The following is a 17,431-nucleotide window of genomic DNA, read 5'->3' as shown; positions in this document are numbered from 1 at the left end:
TATTTTATTAATCGAACAACCAGTGGAGTCATGGAGGGATTAAATAACCGGATCAAATTAATTCTTCGTCAAAGCTATGGCTTCAAAAATTTTGAGATGATGCGTGAAAAGCTACTAGCTTGTCTTTTTATATAAGCCTTACTTATAACCATAAGTATAGGAGAGCCGGTATTTCGACGGTTAATCCTTCTTGATGAGCAACTTTTTCCTTTAATTCCTGCCAACATTCATCAATGGATTTTGGTTTGATTAAACCCTGTTCTTTTGCCCATTGCAAAAACATAACTTCCCGCAACCACTGTCGGCAATTTTTCCAGCGTTCCGCACCCTTACTGCTTGGACATCCGATTTCTTCCAGCTTGTCACAAATGGCGGCTAATGTTTGCTTAAAAATTTGAGTGGCATCTTGGGATTCCTTATCAATTAAATGTTTTGTAAAATTATCAGCAAGTTTCTGATGAAGGCAACCATCATTATCTTTAATAAAGCGTTTGCGAAAAACGACTTCTTGTTTCCCCGAAAATTTAAAGCGATTAATCATCCCATCGATAAAATCGCCTTCATATTCATCATACAATTGCGTTAAGGTTTTCATAATCTTAAACTCCTTTGCAAATACCAATTAACCGTAGCAGATAACCCCACTAACGGAATTAAAGGAATGTTTTGGGTTTCGCCTTGATTAACTTCAATCGTAGGGTGCGTAAGCTCCGCGCACGCACCATCTTTTGTTCAGAAACCCGGTTTCTGCATAAGTTTTGTTAGTGTTGAGAGATAATATAATATTTTAAAATTGAATTAATCTTTAGTAAAGAAGCGTGATGTTGATCTGCATGGCTAGTATCTTCTAACAAACAACGTCTTTTTAACGATTGTATAGTCTTTAATATATCTGTGGGTTGATCAGGAATTTCTTGTAAAACCTGCATCAAAGCAACCCCATTTTCTTGTTTGGCTAAATAATTGATCACCTGTTGTTCTGACTCGGTTAATCTATTCCATAAACGACTCAGTTGAAATGTGATTTCATTGCTTAATACGAAGGAAGGATAAGCTAAAAAATCCGTGACTCGGCTAGAAAATAGTTCTTGAATCATCGTAGCTGTCATTTCTAACCATAAGGGATGACCTTGATATTTTTCAATTAAATCATGCCAATTGTCTTGATCTAATAATTCTTTATGCTTTAAAATTTTTGTAGCACAATCTCCTAATCCTGATAGTTTTAATGACCTAAAAAATTTAGGACTATCGACTGTTAAATATTCGGGTTGTTCGCTAGTAATTAATAAGAAACTACTGGAATGAGATAATTCGGCAATTTGTTTAAATAATAAATAATACCCTTCAAATTCCGGTTTATATTGACCCGCATATTGTCCGGTTTCAAAGAGCATTTGCAGATCATCAATAATAATTAAACAGCGATGTTTTTTAATAAATTTTAGGAATAAATTAACTTGACGATCTAGAGTATTTGGAAAAATAGCAGGAGAAACAACACTTTGCAGTAAATCTGTTAGAAAAATATCTATAGTTGGACAATACTGGAGACTGCGATAAATAATATATTGAAATTCCGTTTGGATTTCTTCAATCAGTTTGACAGCCAGCGTCGTTTTGCCAATTCCAAGTATCCCAACTAAGGTAATCATTCGGATATGATCTTGAATTAACCAGGTTTTTAAAGTGTTTAGTTCATTATCTCGTCCAAAAAATGCGGTAATTTCTGGTGTAGCATCTAGGTCTAAATGGTTGTTTTCAGAGGGTTTAAATAGAGGACAACATTTAGGCTTTTTCTGTTGTTTTGGACAAATACTGATTTGATGAAAACTAATAAAATTTCCAGATGAAACACTGTTATAGATAGTAATTTTTTCTAAAATAGACCGTGCATTTGATTTATTAATATCTTCCCCTAACGTTTTCGATAAAGTTTGCCATAATTCCGATGCAGTATCTCGAACATGACCTTCACTTAAATAATTTTCTGAGGCAATTTCAGCATATTTATTGCCCTGTAATGTTCCTTTAAGAATTGTTTCTTGCAGAAGGTCTAAATGTTCGCCTGTATGGGTAAAAAGCAATTTATCGGCTAGTTTCAATACTTCTGCAATATCCATAGCGAGGTGAGACTGATAGTTTTATCCAATTTTATCCGATCTTTCCGATCTTTTTCCGACATTTTAGGAATTTTTTAGGAAAAAGTTCCGACACGATCCGACTGACAGAGGAATTGGTTTTCGTTTATGACTGTAGTAACACACAGATGTGCGGATAAGCTAACCAAAGAGAATATTATCTTACATCCAGTGGTTGAATCAATAGTTAGACCTTGGAGGTACAATGTCAAGAGATTTACGGGGTACAGGAATTGCTAGTGCTTTAGAAAATTACTTTGATTCAATCTGTATTGGCAATGATGGTGATTCAGAAATAAAAAAACTACAGTTGAGTGACAGTGGAATCCTAAGCTACGATGTTCAAATTCGACATAGACAAGTCACCACTATTCACATTCCATTTAATGGAAATAAGAATATCATTACTTACAGCTTGACAACCCATGCTACTGGCGATATTAATCCTCGCAACCCCGATCCCAACAAATTACATTTTGGAGTTGATACTCCATTTGGAACAGTCACAGTAAATCTGACTGAACTTATGCAAGTTATAGCAACTATGATTTGAAGTAACTCACTTAAAAACAATATGAAACGTTATTTTCTGAGTTCAGTAATCATTGGTATTATAGTAGTCTCTGCTGCACAAAAACCCGGTTTTGCTGAGACAATGCCAGAGAATATTGATGGATATTTCGCCTATAATGGGTCAGTATATGCTAAAGCTGGTGGAACAATTTGTGCGTTTAGTAAACCTGGACATCTTGATATTTTTAGAAGATCAAGACCTGCTCCTGATCTAAATATAACCGCTATCTCAACGTATAAGTATATTGGGCTTTGTCCAGTTCCTAGAGCATTTTTTGATTTTGGCAATTCAGGATATTTCAGTTTTGGTAATGGTAGCTTTTGTGGCTTTCCAAACCCTCAAGTACAACTGGAATACAGACAACGGTATAATGCTCATCTTGTTAAGCGAATTTCCTCAGATCCTAAAGCATTCATGAAGTATACAGGTCGGTGTTCTTAACTTTTATTAGCAAGTCCAAATCCGTTGTATAAATGGCTTAAAACCACATTCATCGTAGGGTGCGTAAGCTCCGCGCACGCACCATCTAACATGAAATTTAAAAATATTTGCTCCTGATAATTACTCAGGTTGCCTCAGAGAAATGGTGCGTGCGGCTTTGCCTTACGCACCCTACGCTCTTTTGTAATGCTAAAACTCCCATCGGTGAATTTGCTAAAATCTGGAAAGATCCCAACAAATTCACGCAGGGAAAATTCGGGTTTATTTTTAACCTAGGCAAAAAATAGCTCGAATTTTTCCCAAGGGTTGCTTGCTTTCCTAGATTTTAGTATCAAGATAGCCCTAAAGTACATTAGGGTTTAATTGCAATAATTGTCCGATGGCGAGGGTCACTGGGAAGGGTAATTTTATAATCAAACCCAACCTGTTTTAAGGTTTCTTCCACATCAAACGTATAGTATTCATCACTCCAGGGTTCGGTACTTTTCATCAGAATAAATAACGCTGGAGGTAAATTCTGAATCACTTCTGATTTCGGATTATTATCAACAATGGCTAAACAGCCGCCTGGTCGTAAAATTCTGAAGGCTTCTTGAAAAATATCTCGACTGGGTTTATTCGGGAGTTCATGTAATAGAAATTGCAGGGTAACAACATCAAAACTATTATCAGGAAAACTGGTATTTTCAGCGAGTTCCTGTCTCCATTCGGCGATTTCCCCCTGGGTATCTCGAACTTTTGCCACCGCTAACATATAAGGTGATAAATCTAACCCCACTGTTCTAATATTATGACCGTATTTTTGAACTAAATAACGATGTAATGGCAGAGTTGACATCCCCACAGAACAACCAATATCTAACACATTTTCCACTCGTTCAGGACAATATTTACCTAAGATTTCATGGAAGCTAGACCGTAACCGATGTTCTGCGGTTTCCCAGGTAATTTGTTCTTTAGGCCAAACTCGCAAACCCATTGCTTTTGTTGCAGGTTCAGCTTCAAAGGCGGCTAACCAACAGAGATTTCCTTCATCATAAGCATGAAAGGGAACTTGATAATAATCGGGATATTGAATATTAGGATTAGTAACACTTTGTAAAAGTTCTTTAGCTCCCGATGCGTCTAATTCTTGGCAAGTTTTTCGCCACTGAACCCCATTTTTTTCAGCCGTTTTAATTAAAACTTGTCTCGCTTGAAGTTTCATTAAGTTATAAAGCGGTTTCGTTTGAATTAAAACGTTAACAATTTGAGACAGAAAATCTTCTCCTGCCCAGTCTGGTTTTAGTTTGGCGTTAATCATGGTTTGAAAATGAATGATATATAGCAAGTCTTAAGCTATCATAAAATGTTTCATGAAGATCCTTCAGTGTATCCTGTCTTTTTCAACCATTGGCGAAGTTGAGGAAAAAATTGATTTCTGTCAGGGTTTTGATACAGTTCTTCAATCGTTTTCCAACCTGCATTGGCGTCACCTAATAAATACTGTTGGGCTAAATAAGCGGCTACCACTGCTTTTAAATCTTGTTTAAGGCGACGACGTTTATTGATTTCTTGCAATAAAACAGAGTTATGCTCTTTGAGAAACTCCTTATATTGTTGAGTTACATCTTGAAATTCTCCAAACTGATATTGAAAAATCTGTAACGGGAGTAGTTCTGGAGTATAAGCTTGAAATTGTTGGCTAAATCGTTGATCATAATGAATCAAAATCGGGGTTTCTAGGTTCTCTGTATTCAGTCGATAGGACGTTAAACCCCATTTTTGTTGCACATCTCGATATTCTTTTTTTATGGGGCTATATCGATAAATAATCGAATAGTAACTTTTACGATTGTTATCCTCATCAATTAATAAATCTACTAAAATTTCAGGTTCTTTATCATTATCTAAATCTAACACTTTAAAATCAAGGACTCTCCCGGTTTTAACGGTTTTAACCCCCGGTGCTGCTAAAGTTGCCATTGTCACAACATCTTCAGAGACTAAATCTCCTTTTCTAGTAATTTTAATTTGCATTAACTGAATTGTAGTATCGGAATCTGCTAATAATTCAGCTTTAATATCCCCTAATTTTGCAGTTTTTTGTACCTTTAAATCCTTAATTTCGGGATAGGATTCCGGTCTGGATTCAATTGGAGGGGTTGTTTGGGGTTGCATTGTAACCGCAGGGGTTGATGGTTTCGGTTTGGGTTCTGACTGGGCTTGTGAAGGTTCAGAAATTGCTACTCTAGCAATATATTCAGTGGGAACTAAAGCTTGTTTTTGATCTGCGGAAATGGCTTGACAAACGAAAGTCGCAACTTCCGCACGAGTCGCCGGTTTATTGGGGTTTAATCGTCGAACATTGGGATAATTAACGACTAACCAATTTTCTGTTGCTGTTGCGATCGCTTTTTTTGCATATTCAGGAATATCTGACCCATCCTCAAATATTTGGGTTAATTGTTGAGAGGAAACTTGACTTGGTTTATAATCTAAACCATTAACTAAGGCGACTAAGGCTTGTACTCTAGGGATATTTAATAACGGATTAAAAATACTGCCTAAATATCCTGACATAAACCCTCTTTGATTAACATTTTGGATGGCTTTATAAGCCCAATAATCCGTAGGGACATCCACAAAATCAATGGCTTTTTCAGTTTTAGGAATTTTAGGAAAAGCTTGACTGATAATCGCTGCAAATTCTGCTCGATTTACGGGTTCATCGGGACGAAAAGTATCATCTTCATAATAGCCTTTAACAATATTTTTTTGAGCTAATTCTTCAATACAGTTTTGTGCCCAATGACCTTTTATATCCTCAAAGGTTTTAGGATTTTGGGCTAAAACGGGATAAACTAAGGGTAAAGATTTATGAGTTAAGATGACTCCTAAAAGAACAACAATAAATAATTTAAGCTGGGGAAGGTAAGATTTCTTTTTCATATTACTCCTAATTTAAACAAATTGATAAACAGCACCGACACTCGCCAAGGTTGTATCCAAACCCGGAACACCCACCAATATAAGATTACCAACACTGGTAACAGATGCTCCAAAATTCAAGTCTGTATCGGAATTATCCGTAACGGGACTTAAATAAGTTTGGAGTAAATTTCCTGTTCTTAATTCATAGCGGAATGTTCCTCCTAAATTTGCTAATCCATAACCTGGGGAACCGATTAAAACATCATTTCCGATTAAGGATAAAGCTTGACCAAATTGATTATTATCCTCTATTATAGGGGCATTATAGGTTTGTAAAACTGCCCCGGTAATGCCATCCAATAAAAACGCTGTTCCGGTATTAATTCCTCCTGAGTCATCTCCAGGCGCACCGATTAAAATATCTCGACCAATTCCCGACCAGGCGACGGAATAACCAAAATTATCTAACCCTGGATTAGGATTTCTAAAGGTTTGTAAAAGTTGTCCGGTAACACTATCAAAAATATAAGCTTCACCGGGTTGCTGTCCTCCTCCTGGTGTTAAACTAGCAGGTGCACCAATTAATATTCTATCTCCACCCACCGCAGCAACAGAAGCCCCAAAAAAGTCATTCGGTTGAGGGTTAGGATTGAAAAAGGTTTGTAATAATTGACCTGTATTTCCATCCAATAAATAAACTGTTCCTCCTCCGGGTGCTAATGTAGAATCATTGGGTGCACCGACTATAACATTATTACCTAAAGTTGCAACGGAATAGCCAAATAAATCAAAGACGTCTGGGGTCGGATTATTCAGGACTAAATAGGGCGTTCCTGTGGCGGTACTAAAGGCATAAACTGCCCCTGAATTGGGTGCTAAACTATTATCTTGAGGCGCACCAATAATGACATTATCTTCTAATGTTGTCGTAACAGATTCACCAAAAAATGAATTACCAGCGCTGGGGGAAGGGTTACGAAAGGTTAATGTGGGTTGTTGAGTAGTCAGATCAAATAAATAAGCAATTCCTTGATTATTAGTTTGACCCGGTGCACCGACTACCGCAAAATTATTACTAACTCTGGATAAAGCCGAACCAAATTCAGCAGAGGTTTCAGGAATGGGATTGATTAAAGTTCCTACAGAAGCAGGGGGAATTTCATCATCAATAATGTTTAACAAAGCTTGATTAGGGGTTCCCATTTGAGCAAAATTTGTGGGATTTTCTAACGTTAAACGAACATTCGCTGCATAATTAGGAACAGTATTATTAACAATGGGAATCGTAACAATTTTAGGGGTATTATCTCCAGTTTCAAAATTAACAACAATGGGATTTGTATTGATTTGATTATCAGGGGGTGTTAAGGGGGTACGAACCGGAACAACGGTGACGCTAATTTCCCCATCATTTCCACTGTTTCTAACAACCGTAACGGGGTTGATCGCTGTCCCATTTTCATTAACCGCAAATTCATCTGAACTAAATTCTACAACTCCAGGAATAATAAAGTTAGATCGATTAATTTGATCGGGTTTAATCCCTTGTAATACCGCAACAATTCCTCCCAATTTAGCTTCTAAAATAGTGCTATTTTCAGTTCTAGGGTCGGGTTTAGGGGTTAAATTTTCAAATCCTAAATCCCCCGTTAAAAAAATAATATCTTCTCCGGGTTTATAATCTACAATTGTCTCCGATGATTCCGGGTTACTGCCTAATTGACTACTCTCTATAACAAAAATATCTTTGCCATCTCCACCGATTAAAGTATCAATTCCTTCATCCCCAGACAGGCGATCATCTCCTGCATCTCCGGTCAATTGATCATTCCCTTGACCCCCAAATAAAGTATCATTTTCTGTTCCCCCCGATAGCTGATCATCTCCAGCATTTCCTGTCACTAAATCATTTCCCGCATCCCCTCGAACCTGATCATTTCCATTCCCACCAGAAACCGTATCATCCCCATCTTCTCCTCCAATAAAATCATTACCGTCATTACCTTCAATGATATCATTTTCTACCCCCGATCTTAATTCATCATCGCCTTGACCTCCGAATATTAAATCCTTGCCTTCATTCTCTCGAATTTGATCATCTCCTGACCCCGCATAAATGGTATCATCTCCTTCAAGACCTGCTAATTGAGAAGGATTATCTGGATTTAAAAACCCAAAAAATTGATCATTTCCATCTTCTCCAAATAGGAGATCATTACCCAGATTTCCTAAAATTTGATCGTTTCCCTGACCTCCAAAAAGGGTATCATTTCCCCCTTCTCCAAATAAAAGATCATTATCTCTATTTCCATAAATTCGTTCAGGATCAGATGACCCTCGAACGGTATCATCTCCTCCTAATAAAAAAGCACCTAATGGAAATACCGCTAATTCTCCAGGGAAGAATCTCACATCTTCGGGGGTATTATCTCCAACTAAGCGAAGTTGACCTGTGGTAGGATCGGTTTCCGGTTTTAGCACCATGATATCATTGGGTAAACTGAAATTAAAACGCTAACATTGCTAATCATATCATCGGTTTCGCTGACTGCCAAAATTTAGGAATTGTTACAAATTGATAGTTTTGTTCTAATAGTTTAGGAATAATTTTTTCAGCCGTTTTTGCGACATCTTTTCCCCCGTAATCCCCATCATGGAGAACAATAATTGAACCATTTCGAGTTTGTTTGATCACGCGATAAGTCACGACATCAACCCCAGGATGCACCCAATCTTCCGGTACAACACTCCACATCACGGGACGATATCCCCAGCTTGTTAATAAAGTCAATGTTTGCGGTAAAAATAATCCGTTGGGAGGACGGACATCTAAGACAAATTCAGGCTCAAGACCACAGGCTTTTAAAATAGCATCTTGGGTTTTTTCTAAGCTATTTTTTAATTCTATTTCTGTTAAGAAAGGGAAGGATTGATGTTGATAACCATGTAATCCAATCCAATGACCGCGTTGATAGACGGCTTGGGCAATTTTAGGATAGCGTTCTACCGATTTTCCTAACCAAAAAAAACTGGCTGGAATCTGATAGGAATCTAAAACTTTTAATAATTCTAAAGTATAGTCTGGATGGGGCCCATCATCAAAGGTTAAGCAAATTTCAGGTTGAGATAAATCCCCCGTCCATAAACAACGGGGAAAAGTTGGGGTTAAAAGCGGATGTAAATAGGGAAAAAAGGGAGCCAATTGCAGTTTAAAATGAAAAGGATGTTTCATGGTAATTAAAGTTTACAAAACTTTGCATAAATAAACTCGAATAGAGTTACAAAAAATGTACGATATTGATCAGCAATTTATGGACAAATTTAACCATGAAAAAGTATGTTTGTACAGTCTGTGGCTATACCTATGATCCCGGATACGGTGATCCAGATGGGGGTATTGATCCAGATACACCGTTTGAAGAGATCCCCGAAGATTGGATTTGTCCGCTTTGCCAAGCTGAAAAAAAAGATTTTGAAGTAATAGAAGAATAGAGGATTAATTTGTCTAGTTTACATCCGGTAAAAGTGATTGTAATTGGCGGCGGGGCGGCTGGTTTTTTTGGCGCCATTACTTGTGCAACTCACCACCCCCATACTCAAGTCATTTTGCTGGAAGCCGGACAGCAACCCCTTGCCAAAGTTAGAATTTCTGGAGGGGGGCGCTGTAATGTCACCCATGCTTGTTTTGAACCGACTCAATTTGTTCAGAATTACCCCAGAGGAAGTAAAGCATTACGGGGGGCTTTTAGTCGATTTCAAGCTAAAAATACTGTTGAATGGTTTACTCGTCATGGGGTGCAATTAAAAACAGAATCTGATGGGCGAATGTTTCCGACAACGGATGATTCTGCTACAATTGTTAATTGTTTAATGCGGGTTGCTGAACAGGCAGGCGTTAGGATTAAAACTCAAGTTGCTGTTGCTGCTATTTCTCATCATAATTCTAACACTTATCCCTTTAAAATTCAACTGAAAACTGGAGAAATTTTAGAAAGCGATCGCCTCTTATTAGCAACGGGAAATAACCCCTCTGGTTATCGCTTTGCCCAAGCTTTAGGACATACAATTATTCCTCCCGTTCCTTCTTTATTTACCTTTAATATTAAAGATCAAAGGCTGCAAGATTTAGCCGGAGTTTCCGTTAGTTCAGTTCGGGTTAAATTGCCTCAAGCGAAACTAGAACAAACGGGGCCGTTATTAATTACCCACTGGGGATTAAGTGGGCCTGCTATCTTAAAATTATCGGCTTGGGGGGCACGGGTTTTATATGATTGTGGTTATAAATCTCCGCTACAAATTAATTGGCTACCCCAGGAACATCCCGAACAATTAAAACAGCAATTATTAGGTTTAAAATCTGAATTTCCTAAGCGGTTAATTGCTGCAAATTGTCCTTTTGATTTACCCCGTCGGCTATGGAAACAATTGGTTAATTATATTGGTATTGATGAAGAAAAACGCTGGTCTGAAATTTCTAATAAATCTTTAAATCAACTGATTCAAGAATTAACCCAAGGAAGCTATAAGATTACAGGAAAAGGTGTGTTTAAAGAAGAATTTGTTACCTGTGGCGGTGTAAACTTAAAAGAAGTTGACTTTAAAACGATGGAAAGTCGTTGTTGTCCAGGGTTATATTTAGCCGGAGAAGTGTTAGATATTGATGGAATTACCGGAGGATTTAACTTTCAAAGTGCTTGGACAACCGCATGGTTAGCCGGACAATCTATAGGCAAATTAAAGGACATTTAATCATGATTCAACATCTTGTTTTGCTCAAGTTTAAACCCGAAGTTAGTCCCGATCAAATTGATCAGATATTTACTCATTTAGCTGAACTTAAACATTTAATTCCGGGGATAATTAAGTTTAATGGTGGCCCCTATTCTAGTCCTGAAGGATTAAATCAAGGCTACACTCATGGATTTATTATGACCTTTGAAACAGCCGACCATCGAGATGCTTATTTACCCCATCCTGAACATGAGAAAGTTAAAGCAATGGTCTTAAATTATTTAGATGATTTGATCGCTTTTGATTTTGATGTTTACCCCTAATTCTCATCAAGTAGGATGGGTTTTTACTATCATAAACCCCTATATAGCAATCTCCAATAGGTTGTAATATTTTATTGTAGGGGTAATGTCCTTCCAAACCCTCTTTGCGCCTAGGTTTGGAGGGACATCACCCCTACAGAACTTTTTCATAAATCCTACACAGATTGCTATATCTGTCCATTAAAAATTTAGGTATTATGACTAGGTTAAGCTCATCCTAGATTAAAGTTGAGGCTTTCCATCCTCTATTTGGGGAAGATTGGGACAGGAATTGGAAGTTTTTAACTGATAACCTTGTTTTTCCATTGTTTCGACAAAATGAGTCGGATCAAGATCCTCCTTAACAGGTAATACTTCAGGAGGATTATTTTTTAAATCTTGTCGTTTTTGTTTGAGTTTAGATTGTTTTCCCATGAATTTATCTCCTCAAAATTTTTATGAATCTGGCTTTAGATTAACCTATTTTTGAAGTTTAATTCTACGATCAATAATTTTCAAAATCAATAGGACGATAATAATACTAAACGCCAGACTTACCCCCAAATTATACAGGATTTCAGGACTTTGATCCAGCGCCCAACCGCATTAATAGAAAACGGCCATCTATTTGATACTATTAAGCGTGACTTTGAGACACAGGAATTGTAATCATAAATTCTGTTCCCACTCCTGTTTCCGATAAACATTGTAATTGACCTCGATGTTTTTCCGTAATAATTTGATAACTAATTGATAATCCTAATCCCGTTCCTTTTCCTAACGGTTTTGTTGTAAAGAAGGGATCAAAAAGCCGTTTTTGAGTGGATTCAGAAATTCCGGGGCCATTATCTTCAATTCTAATTCTAATACTATCCTGAGCTACCCTTTGAAAGCGGTTAAATCGAGAATATAATCCTGAAGAAGCTAAAGGTTGAGCTTGAATAAATTCAGTTTTAATTTTAATCCATGAGGGGTGTTCCTGAAGTTCTAATTCTGAACGACGGCTATTATATTCTTCCGTTGCATCAATGGCATTGACTAAAATATTCATAAAAACTTGATTTAATAACCCAGCATAACATTCCACTTTCGGAAGATTACCATAATCTTTAATAATTTCAATGGGAGCTTTCTCAACCGAATTTTTTAGGCGACTTTGCAAAATCAATAAGGTGTTTTCTAAACCTTCATGAATATCAATATTTTTAATCGGTGATTCATCTAAACGAGAAAAATTTCTTAAGGATTTAACAATACACTGAATTCGATCTGCACCCATTTTCATAGAATCAATTAATTTAGGAAAATCCTGTAATAAATACTCTAAATCAATGGCTTCAGTTTTTTCAATTACTTCTGGGTTGGGTTGATAACTGTGTTTATAAATCTCAATCAATTCAATTAAATTTTCGGCATATTCTTTAGCAAAAATAATATTACCATAAATAAAACTCACCGGATTATTAATTTCATGAGCAATTCCAGCCACTAACTGACCTAAACTTGACATTTTTTCACTTTGAATCAAATGCGCTTGGGTTTTTTGAAGTTCTTCTAAGGTTTGTTCAAGTTGCTGGGTTTTTTGTTTTAATTCCGCTTCCGAATTTTTGAGTGCTTTTTCTGCTAATTTTCGTTCGCTAATATCCATAACTGTTCCCAACAATCGAATGGTTTTTCCTTGGGAATTAACAGTAGATTGACCTTTTCCATAGACATATCGAATAGACCCATCTATCCTCATCATCCGATAATCTAATTCAAAACTATATCCTGCTTCAATAGCTTGATGAATCATTTCTTGATAGGTGTATTGATCATCAACATGAATGAGTTGATAATAGTGATGAAATGTTAAATCATTATCTTCTTGTCCTAAAATTCTTAATAACTCATCAGAACAAGTAAAATTGTGGGTTCTTAAATCCCATTTCCAACTTCCAATATGAGCTAATTTTTGAGCTTCAGTTAGATTCGCTTCTCTTTGTTTTAACGCAGTAAAAGAAAGCTGTAATTGCTTCGCCATTTTATTGAAAAGTTGAGCTAAATCAAATAATTCCTTGGTTCTTCCGATAACAATTTTATTCCAGTCTCCTTGAGAAATTGCTGAAGCGGCTTGACTCATAGATTGAATTGATTGGGTCACCCAACGAGACGTAATTGAACCCAATAAAATGGCAACAAATAAAGCTGTAATACAGAGTAAAATAGTAATTCGAGTATTTTCATAGATTTTATCCATAAAATCTGATTCAGGAATGACCACGACGATTAACCATTGCAGTCCAGAGGAATCATTAAAAGGGACAACCTGAACAAATTGTTGTTCTCCATTTAATTTAAAATTCAGATTTTGAGTGGTTTTAATGTTCTGGAAATCTCTAAAGTTATTAAATAAGAATTGCATTGTCGATTGAATTAAATCCTGTTGATAACTTACAGAATTTGGAGACTGAAATAAAGCATTTTTGTCAGGAATAGAACTTGCAATTAATTTCCCACTTTCATCTAAAATAAAAGTCTGTCCTGATTGACCAATTCTTAAATTTTGTAAAAACTGATTAATATGATTTAAAGAAATTTTAACCCCTGTGATTCCTAGTAGATTTTGGTTCTCATCATAAAGGGCAATTCCTTGTATGATTGCTAATTGATCCTCAAACTCTAAATCTTCAGAAACTTGACTCCAAACGGTTTTACCTTTTCCATTAATAATATTTTTGTACCATAATTCTTGACGCGGATCAAGATTATCTATCATTTTATAACTCTTGATTTTATTCCACTTAGAATCCAAGTTATAGTAAAATAAAGAAAAATTAGTATCTGAGCTTGAACTAAAGAGAACGATCTGCTGATCAGATAGCTTTCGGGCTTCTATAAATACTTTTTCCTCGGAAGCGAACAAGATTGAATTAACGTTGGGAAATAATTGAAGATAATTCAATAAATGTTCTTCAATGAGAGCAGGTTCATTAATATTAAAACGAGGGTAATAAATGGCTTCGGAATTAATTTTATTAATAAGAGCAGGAAATTGAAGATAATAATCAAGATGTTGTTCTATTTTATTACTAATTTCCTGGCGAAGTTGAGTTGCGACTTCATTAACGGCTTCTTGACCATTTCGCAGGGATAACCATCCTGTTAAACCCACTGCAATAAAGGTTTGTAGAACAAAAGGAACAACAAGAATTGCTCGCAGGGGAACGGCTCTAGCAATTTGATTTACCCATCTTTTCAGTAATCTTTTTGACATCTGAAAACAGCATAATGAGTGAGAATAATGTATAATACACCCTTACACTGAATTCATCGGGTCAATGCCCTTAGAATAGAGAATACTTGATTTGGACAACGGCTCAACTTCTAATTCCTATTACGGAGTCAAGCTTGAACCCAATCAACATCCAGATCTTGAATCTGCCTCTAATTTTAACTGAATTTTCAGCTAAAAATGTTTAGTTCATCGGCATTATTTTATTATTTTATATGATTGGCTCTCTCACAGGGATCATCGCAGATATTCAGAAAGGAAATGCAAATCGAGTTACGTTATTACTGAATGTTAATAACGTCGGATACGAACTGCAAATTTTACCTCGCATGAGAATGGAATTACCCCCCTTGGGCGAGACCACACAAATCTTCACTCACCTACAAGTTCGAGAAGATCAAATGGTTTTGTATGGTTTTTCTAGTATGGCTGAACGGGATTTATTTCGCCAATTAATTAGCGTTAGTGGTATTGGGACTCAACTGGCCATCGCCCTTCTGGATACTCTGGGACTTCAAGATCTCATTCAAGCCATTGTTGGGGGTAATACTCGCGTTTTAGCTAAAACCCCAGGCGTCGGAAACAAAACCGCAGAACGCATCGCCCTGGAACTGAAAACCAAACTCTCGGAATGGCGAAATCAAGCGGGACTGCTGACCTCTCCCTCTGGAATAGCCCCCCACATTCAGGAAGAAGTCGAAATGACCTTACTCGCCCTCGGTTACACAGGTGCTGAAGTCATGAAAGCGTTACAAGCCATCAGTCAAGATTCTAGCTTAGTTAAACAAACAAATTCTGACGAATGGATCAGGAGTGCGATCGCTTGGTTAAGTCAAGGAACTTGAAAACTTTTGTGTCTTCGTGTGTTTGGGGTTGGGATTATTGTTACCACGAAGACACAAGGACACAAAGAAATAAGTCTGTAATCGATTATAATTGGAAAGCTATAATGATATCTCCTTTTTTACTACCATTTAATTTCCTCTCCATCTTCTAAAGTATATAGATCAGGTTCATGATTAAGAAAGTTAAATGTCCCTTCTGAATCGGCTAAATGTGCGATTTCTTCTGGGGAAGGGTAAGAGAAATCAAGAAATAATTTTTGTTCAAGGAGAGTCCGTTCTTCCTGAGAAAGTGACTCAATAATTGTGATCAGAGATTCAACCAGTTTAGTATTCATAATATTTATTTTAATCAGTTATTTTAATCCAGATATCAATGTTTTTAGGATAGTTAAATTATCTGTTAACATGGAACTGCAAGCACATGGCAAATTCTCAGATCCAAAGAAAGTTATCTGAAATTAGCCGCAATCTAGGATATACCCTACCATTTATCTGTACCCCTTACGAATTTCTTAACCTTGATCCTCTGGGAGAATAACAATGTATAAAGATCCAATTTTAGAAGAAATTCATAATTATAGAGAGGAGTACGCAAAATCATTTAACTATGACCTCAAGGCTATATTTGATGATTTGCGAAATAAGCAAATAGCTAGTAGCCGAAAATTTGTCAAACTTCCCATCAACCGCTTACCTAATGCACCCCAGCACCCAACAGTGTGATCAGTTAGTAGTTGGGCTTTAGCCCTTATTTTTGCGCTTAAGCGCAACTACATTCCACAAATACCATTTTGATAGAGTTGCTCAAATTCAGTTTTGAGTTTTTGTATAATCTGTTGGATTTAGGGGTTCATTTTTTTCTTTATGTAATAGAAATTCCAGGTATTCTTCAAGTTGTCGCTGTCTGGTTTGGGATAGCTGACGTAACTTGTCTAAAATTGCTTCTTCCCTAGAATACTGACTAACCGGAATAATTTGTGAGGCGGCAACTTCAACGGTAATATGAGGCACATCAAACCCTTCTAAACTATACCCATCTTCTTCATTATCCATTGGATAATACTCAACAATGGTGGCAATATCGCCTCGTTTGAGTTGATATTCGGGTAAATCTTCTGTTAGGGCGACTTGGGAAAATAGAAGATATTGTTGTTTCATTATCAATTGTGTCAACGACCGCCGAAAATCACTGATTACCTTCAAGATTAGATCCCCCTAAATCCCCCTTAAAAAGGGGGACTTTGAATCTTGTCCCCCCCTTCTCAAGGGGGGTTAGGGGGGATCATTATTGTTTAATAATTCTATAAATTCTTTGAAGTCTGGGTTCAACAGGATATTTCTGATGATAATCTTGACGAATTTGTTCTAGGGCGGCAAGGCGTTCTAAATAGGGTTGTTTTTGCCAATAGGTGAAGTCGTTTTTCTGTTGTTTTTGATTAACTTTAGTGTAAGTTATGATCATGTTTCGTTGACTCGGTGATTCCATTTTATTGATCCTGTAAATTTTCCAGGTCTGCGAGGGATAAAATAAAGCCTAGCGCAATAAGGCATTAAAACCAGCTTGTATAAAATGTTGATCGTGCGCTAAGGCTTCTAAAATATTATGTTTTTTCATAATATTAAAAGAGGCACAATCTGTTAAGCTCCATGATTTATCTAAACGGTTTTGATATAGCTCTAATGCACTCATAAACATTTCCTGATCTTGAGGGTAAACAGTAATATTGGGATTGTTCTTAGAACGGTGTATCAATTTAATCATTGATTGCTTTAACCACGTTCCTTTATCAGAAAAAGCATTTAAACATTCCACAAATACCATTTCACTGGTTATGATTTTTAGAGGATAAAGGGTCTGGGTTATCTCTCTGGCTTTTGAATGTAAATTATCATTCGGATTAATTAAAGCAATCCAATATCCTGTATCTGCAAAAACCGTTCTCATTCTTCACCTTTGGGCGCGCCATACAAATAATAATCAATATTTTGGGCAAAATCTTTAGGAAGTTTTTCCCATTCTTCGGGAGGGACTTCTGATATGATTTCATCGACCATATTTAAGATAGAATTATCAAGTTTGGGTAGGGTTGAATCCGTTGTGTTTCTGGTTTTGAGTCTGGTTTTCAGGAAAATCAAGAAGTGATAAACTTCCTCAATTACAAAGTCGGGTGTAGTTTCGAGTTCTTGAATAAGTTCTTGTTTCATAATAT

General features: G+C 36.6%; 21 protein-coding genes. 8 read left to right on the top strand and 13 right to left on the bottom strand.

Features of this window, described 5'->3' with window-relative positions:
* Positions 1 to 6 precede the first annotated feature (6 nt).
* Positions 7 to 135, top strand: a complete 129-nt coding sequence (locus H6G57_RS20525) for a transposase (RefSeq protein WP_375539542.1) — start codon at positions 7 to 9, stop codon at positions 133 to 135.
* A gap of 7 nt (positions 136 to 142) precedes the next feature.
* On the opposite strand, the gene H6G57_RS20520 is transcribed toward H6G57_RS20525, so the two are convergent.
* Both H6G57_RS20520 and H6G57_RS20515 read right to left on the bottom strand, forming a co-directional pair.
* Positions 143 to 595 (bottom strand): hypothetical protein, encoded by a 453-nt coding sequence (locus H6G57_RS20520; RefSeq protein WP_190521861.1) that lies wholly within the window; start codon positions 593 to 595, stop codon positions 143 to 145.
* A 166-nt stretch (positions 596 to 761) separates the two neighbouring features.
* Entirely contained in the window at positions 762 to 2,123 is a 1,362-nt protein-coding gene (locus H6G57_RS20515; RefSeq protein WP_190521859.1) for an AAA family ATPase, read from the bottom strand.
* A gap of 223 nt (positions 2,124 to 2,346) precedes the next feature.
* On the opposite strand from H6G57_RS20515, the gene H6G57_RS20510 reads away from it, so the two are divergent.
* A complete protein-coding gene (locus tag H6G57_RS20510; protein ID WP_079681424.1) occupies positions 2,347 to 2,694 on the top strand; it encodes a hypothetical protein in 348 nt (115 codons plus the stop codon).
* Positions 2,695 to 2,715: 21 nt separating this feature from the next.
* On the top strand, positions 2,716 to 3,156 hold the full coding sequence (locus tag H6G57_RS20505) for a hypothetical protein (RefSeq protein WP_190521857.1): 441 nt from the start codon (positions 2,716 to 2,718) through the stop codon (positions 3,154 to 3,156).
* A 352-nt stretch (positions 3,157 to 3,508) separates the two neighbouring features.
* Here the strand turns inward: H6G57_RS20505 and H6G57_RS20500 are convergent, their stop codons facing one another.
* The 4 genes from H6G57_RS20500 to H6G57_RS20485 are packed head-to-tail and all read right to left on the bottom strand — an operon-like array spanning position 3,509 to position 9,301.
* Positions 3,509 to 4,459 carry a class I SAM-dependent methyltransferase gene (locus H6G57_RS20500; RefSeq protein ID WP_199314387.1) on the bottom strand — a complete coding sequence of 317 codons (951 nt, stop codon included), beginning with the start codon at positions 4,457 to 4,459 and terminating at the stop codon, positions 3,509 to 3,511.
* A gap of 50 nt (positions 4,460 to 4,509) precedes the next feature.
* Positions 4,510 to 6,087 carry an S-layer homology domain-containing protein gene (locus tag H6G57_RS20495; protein ID WP_190521855.1) on the bottom strand — a complete coding sequence of 526 codons (1,578 nt, stop codon included), beginning with the start codon at positions 6,085 to 6,087 and terminating at the stop codon, positions 4,510 to 4,512.
* A gap of 12 nt (positions 6,088 to 6,099) precedes the next feature.
* Positions 6,100 to 8,553, bottom strand: coding sequence for a hypothetical protein (locus H6G57_RS20490; protein WP_190521853.1), 2,454 nt, complete (start codon positions 8,551 to 8,553; stop codon positions 6,100 to 6,102).
* A 43-nt stretch (positions 8,554 to 8,596) separates the two neighbouring features.
* Positions 8,597 to 9,301, bottom strand: coding sequence for a polysaccharide deacetylase family protein (locus H6G57_RS20485; RefSeq protein WP_242049042.1), 705 nt, complete (start codon positions 9,299 to 9,301; stop codon positions 8,597 to 8,599).
* Positions 9,302 to 9,396: 95 nt separating this feature from the next.
* On the opposite strand from H6G57_RS20485, the gene rd reads away from it, so the two are divergent.
* Genes rd through H6G57_RS20470 form a run of 3 tightly spaced genes read left to right on the top strand, consistent with a single transcriptional unit; the run spans position 9,397 to position 11,123 of the window.
* The gene (gene rd / locus H6G57_RS20480; protein ID WP_072717232.1) at positions 9,397 to 9,561 is read left to right on the top strand and encodes a rubredoxin; all 165 of its coding nucleotides are present in this window, start codon (positions 9,397 to 9,399) and stop codon (positions 9,559 to 9,561) included.
* 9 nt (positions 9,562 to 9,570) lie between these two features.
* Complete coding sequence (locus tag H6G57_RS20475; RefSeq protein WP_190521851.1) at positions 9,571 to 10,818, top strand: NAD(P)/FAD-dependent oxidoreductase; 1,248 nt, start codon at positions 9,571 to 9,573, stop codon at positions 10,816 to 10,818.
* A gap of 2 nt (positions 10,819 to 10,820) precedes the next feature.
* The gene (locus tag H6G57_RS20470) at positions 10,821 to 11,123 is read left to right on the top strand and encodes a Dabb family protein (RefSeq protein WP_190521849.1); all 303 of its coding nucleotides are present in this window, start codon (positions 10,821 to 10,823) and stop codon (positions 11,121 to 11,123) included.
* A gap of 222 nt (positions 11,124 to 11,345) precedes the next feature.
* On the opposite strand, the gene H6G57_RS20465 is transcribed toward H6G57_RS20470, so the two are convergent.
* Positions 11,346 to 11,537 carry a hypothetical protein gene (locus H6G57_RS20465; RefSeq protein WP_190521847.1) on the bottom strand — a complete coding sequence of 64 codons (192 nt, stop codon included), beginning with the start codon at positions 11,535 to 11,537 and terminating at the stop codon, positions 11,346 to 11,348.
* Positions 11,538 to 11,739: 202 nt separating this feature from the next.
* Positions 11,740 to 14,358, bottom strand: a complete 2,619-nt coding sequence (locus H6G57_RS20460) for an ATP-binding protein (protein ID WP_190521845.1) — start codon at positions 14,356 to 14,358, stop codon at positions 11,740 to 11,742.
* Positions 14,359 to 14,591: 233 nt separating this feature from the next.
* Between H6G57_RS20460 and ruvA the strand changes: the two genes are divergently transcribed.
* Positions 14,592 to 15,221 carry a Holliday junction branch migration protein RuvA gene (gene ruvA / locus H6G57_RS20455; RefSeq protein ID WP_190521843.1) on the top strand — a complete coding sequence of 210 codons (630 nt, stop codon included), beginning with the start codon at positions 14,592 to 14,594 and terminating at the stop codon, positions 15,219 to 15,221.
* Between the two features lie 122 nt (positions 15,222 to 15,343).
* On the opposite strand, the gene H6G57_RS20450 is transcribed toward ruvA, so the two are convergent.
* Positions 15,344 to 15,556, bottom strand: coding sequence for a hypothetical protein (locus H6G57_RS20450; protein ID WP_190521841.1), 213 nt, complete (start codon positions 15,554 to 15,556; stop codon positions 15,344 to 15,346).
* Positions 15,557 to 15,761: 205 nt separating this feature from the next.
* Here H6G57_RS20450 and H6G57_RS20445 point away from each other — a divergent pair, with 205 nt between their 5' ends.
* Entirely contained in the window at positions 15,762 to 15,944 is a 183-nt protein-coding gene (locus H6G57_RS20445) for a hypothetical protein (protein ID WP_190521839.1), read from the top strand.
* A gap of 87 nt (positions 15,945 to 16,031) precedes the next feature.
* Here the strand turns inward: H6G57_RS20445 and H6G57_RS20440 are convergent, their stop codons facing one another.
* The 4 genes from H6G57_RS20440 to H6G57_RS20425 all read right to left on the bottom strand — a co-directional run bounded on the left by H6G57_RS20440 (position 16,032) and on the right by H6G57_RS20425 (position 17,426).
* Positions 16,032 to 16,379, bottom strand: a complete 348-nt coding sequence (locus tag H6G57_RS20440) for a DUF4926 domain-containing protein (RefSeq protein WP_190521837.1) — start codon at positions 16,377 to 16,379, stop codon at positions 16,032 to 16,034.
* Positions 16,380 to 16,506: 127 nt separating this feature from the next.
* Entirely contained in the window at positions 16,507 to 16,707 is a 201-nt protein-coding gene (locus H6G57_RS20435; RefSeq protein WP_190521887.1) for a hypothetical protein, read from the bottom strand.
* 48 nt (positions 16,708 to 16,755) lie between these two features.
* The gene (locus H6G57_RS20430; RefSeq protein ID WP_190521835.1) at positions 16,756 to 17,166 is read right to left on the bottom strand and encodes a type II toxin-antitoxin system VapC family toxin; all 411 of its coding nucleotides are present in this window, start codon (positions 17,164 to 17,166) and stop codon (positions 16,756 to 16,758) included.
* Positions 17,163 to 17,426, bottom strand: coding sequence for a hypothetical protein (locus H6G57_RS20425; protein WP_190521833.1), 264 nt, complete (start codon positions 17,424 to 17,426; stop codon positions 17,163 to 17,165). Before H6G57_RS20425 ends, H6G57_RS20430 begins: the two co-directional genes overlap by 4 nt.
* Positions 17,427 to 17,431 lie beyond the last annotated feature (5 nt).

The organism is Planktothrix sp. FACHB-1365, from assembly GCF_014697575.1.
Classification (GTDB): Bacteria; Cyanobacteriota; Cyanobacteriia; order Cyanobacteriales; family Microcoleaceae; genus Planktothrix.
Note: the sequence above shows the minus strand (reverse complement) of the source record. Positions and strands in the feature narration are given on the sequence as shown.

Excerpts from the sequence above, each read along its gene's own strand:
- H6G57_RS20470 (WP_190521849.1), top strand. The coding sequence starts at position 10,821 with ATGATTCAACATCTTGTTTTGCTCAAGTTTAAACCCGAAGTTAGTCCC.
- H6G57_RS20495 (WP_190521855.1), bottom strand. The coding sequence starts at position 6,087 with ATGAAAAAGAAATCTTACCTTCCCCAGCTTAAATTATTTATTGTTGTT.
- H6G57_RS20460 (WP_190521845.1), bottom strand. The coding sequence starts at position 14,358 with ATGTCAAAAAGATTACTGAAAAGATGGGTAAATCAAATTGCTAGAGCC.
- H6G57_RS20465 (WP_190521847.1), bottom strand. The coding sequence starts at position 11,537 with ATGGGAAAACAATCTAAACTCAAACAAAAACGACAAGATTTAAAAAAT.
- H6G57_RS20445 (WP_190521839.1), top strand. The coding sequence starts at position 15,762 with ATGTATAAAGATCCAATTTTAGAAGAAATTCATAATTATAGAGAGGAG.
- H6G57_RS20515 (WP_190521859.1), bottom strand. The coding sequence starts at position 2,123 with ATGGATATTGCAGAAGTATTGAAACTAGCCGATAAATTGCTTTTTACC.
- H6G57_RS20430 (WP_190521835.1), bottom strand. The coding sequence starts at position 17,166 with ATGAGAACGGTTTTTGCAGATACAGGATATTGGATTGCTTTAATTAAT.
- H6G57_RS20520 (WP_190521861.1), bottom strand. The coding sequence starts at position 595 with ATGAAAACCTTAACGCAATTGTATGATGAATATGAAGGCGATTTTATC.
- rd (WP_072717232.1), top strand. The coding sequence starts at position 9,397 with ATGAAAAAGTATGTTTGTACAGTCTGTGGCTATACCTATGATCCCGGA.
- H6G57_RS20450 (WP_190521841.1), bottom strand. The coding sequence starts at position 15,556 with ATGAATACTAAACTGGTTGAATCTCTGATCACAATTATTGAGTCACTT.
- H6G57_RS20425 (WP_190521833.1), bottom strand. The coding sequence starts at position 17,426 with ATGAAACAAGAACTTATTCAAGAACTCGAAACTACACCCGACTTTGTA.
- H6G57_RS20510 (WP_079681424.1), top strand. The coding sequence starts at position 2,347 with ATGTCAAGAGATTTACGGGGTACAGGAATTGCTAGTGCTTTAGAAAAT.
- H6G57_RS20435 (WP_190521887.1), bottom strand. The coding sequence starts at position 16,707 with ATGGAATCACCGAGTCAACGAAACATGATCATAACTTACACTAAAGTT.
- ruvA (WP_190521843.1), top strand. The coding sequence starts at position 14,592 with ATGATTGGCTCTCTCACAGGGATCATCGCAGATATTCAGAAAGGAAAT.
- H6G57_RS20440 (WP_190521837.1), bottom strand. The coding sequence starts at position 16,379 with ATGAAACAACAATATCTTCTATTTTCCCAAGTCGCCCTAACAGAAGAT.
- H6G57_RS20485 (WP_242049042.1), bottom strand. The coding sequence starts at position 9,301 with ATGAAACATCCTTTTCATTTTAAACTGCAATTGGCTCCCTTTTTTCCC.
- H6G57_RS20505 (WP_190521857.1), top strand. The coding sequence starts at position 2,716 with ATGAAACGTTATTTTCTGAGTTCAGTAATCATTGGTATTATAGTAGTC.
- H6G57_RS20500 (WP_199314387.1), bottom strand. The coding sequence starts at position 4,459 with ATGATTAACGCCAAACTAAAACCAGACTGGGCAGGAGAAGATTTTCTG.
- H6G57_RS20490 (WP_190521853.1), bottom strand. The coding sequence starts at position 8,553 with ATGGTGCTAAAACCGGAAACCGATCCTACCACAGGTCAACTTCGCTTA.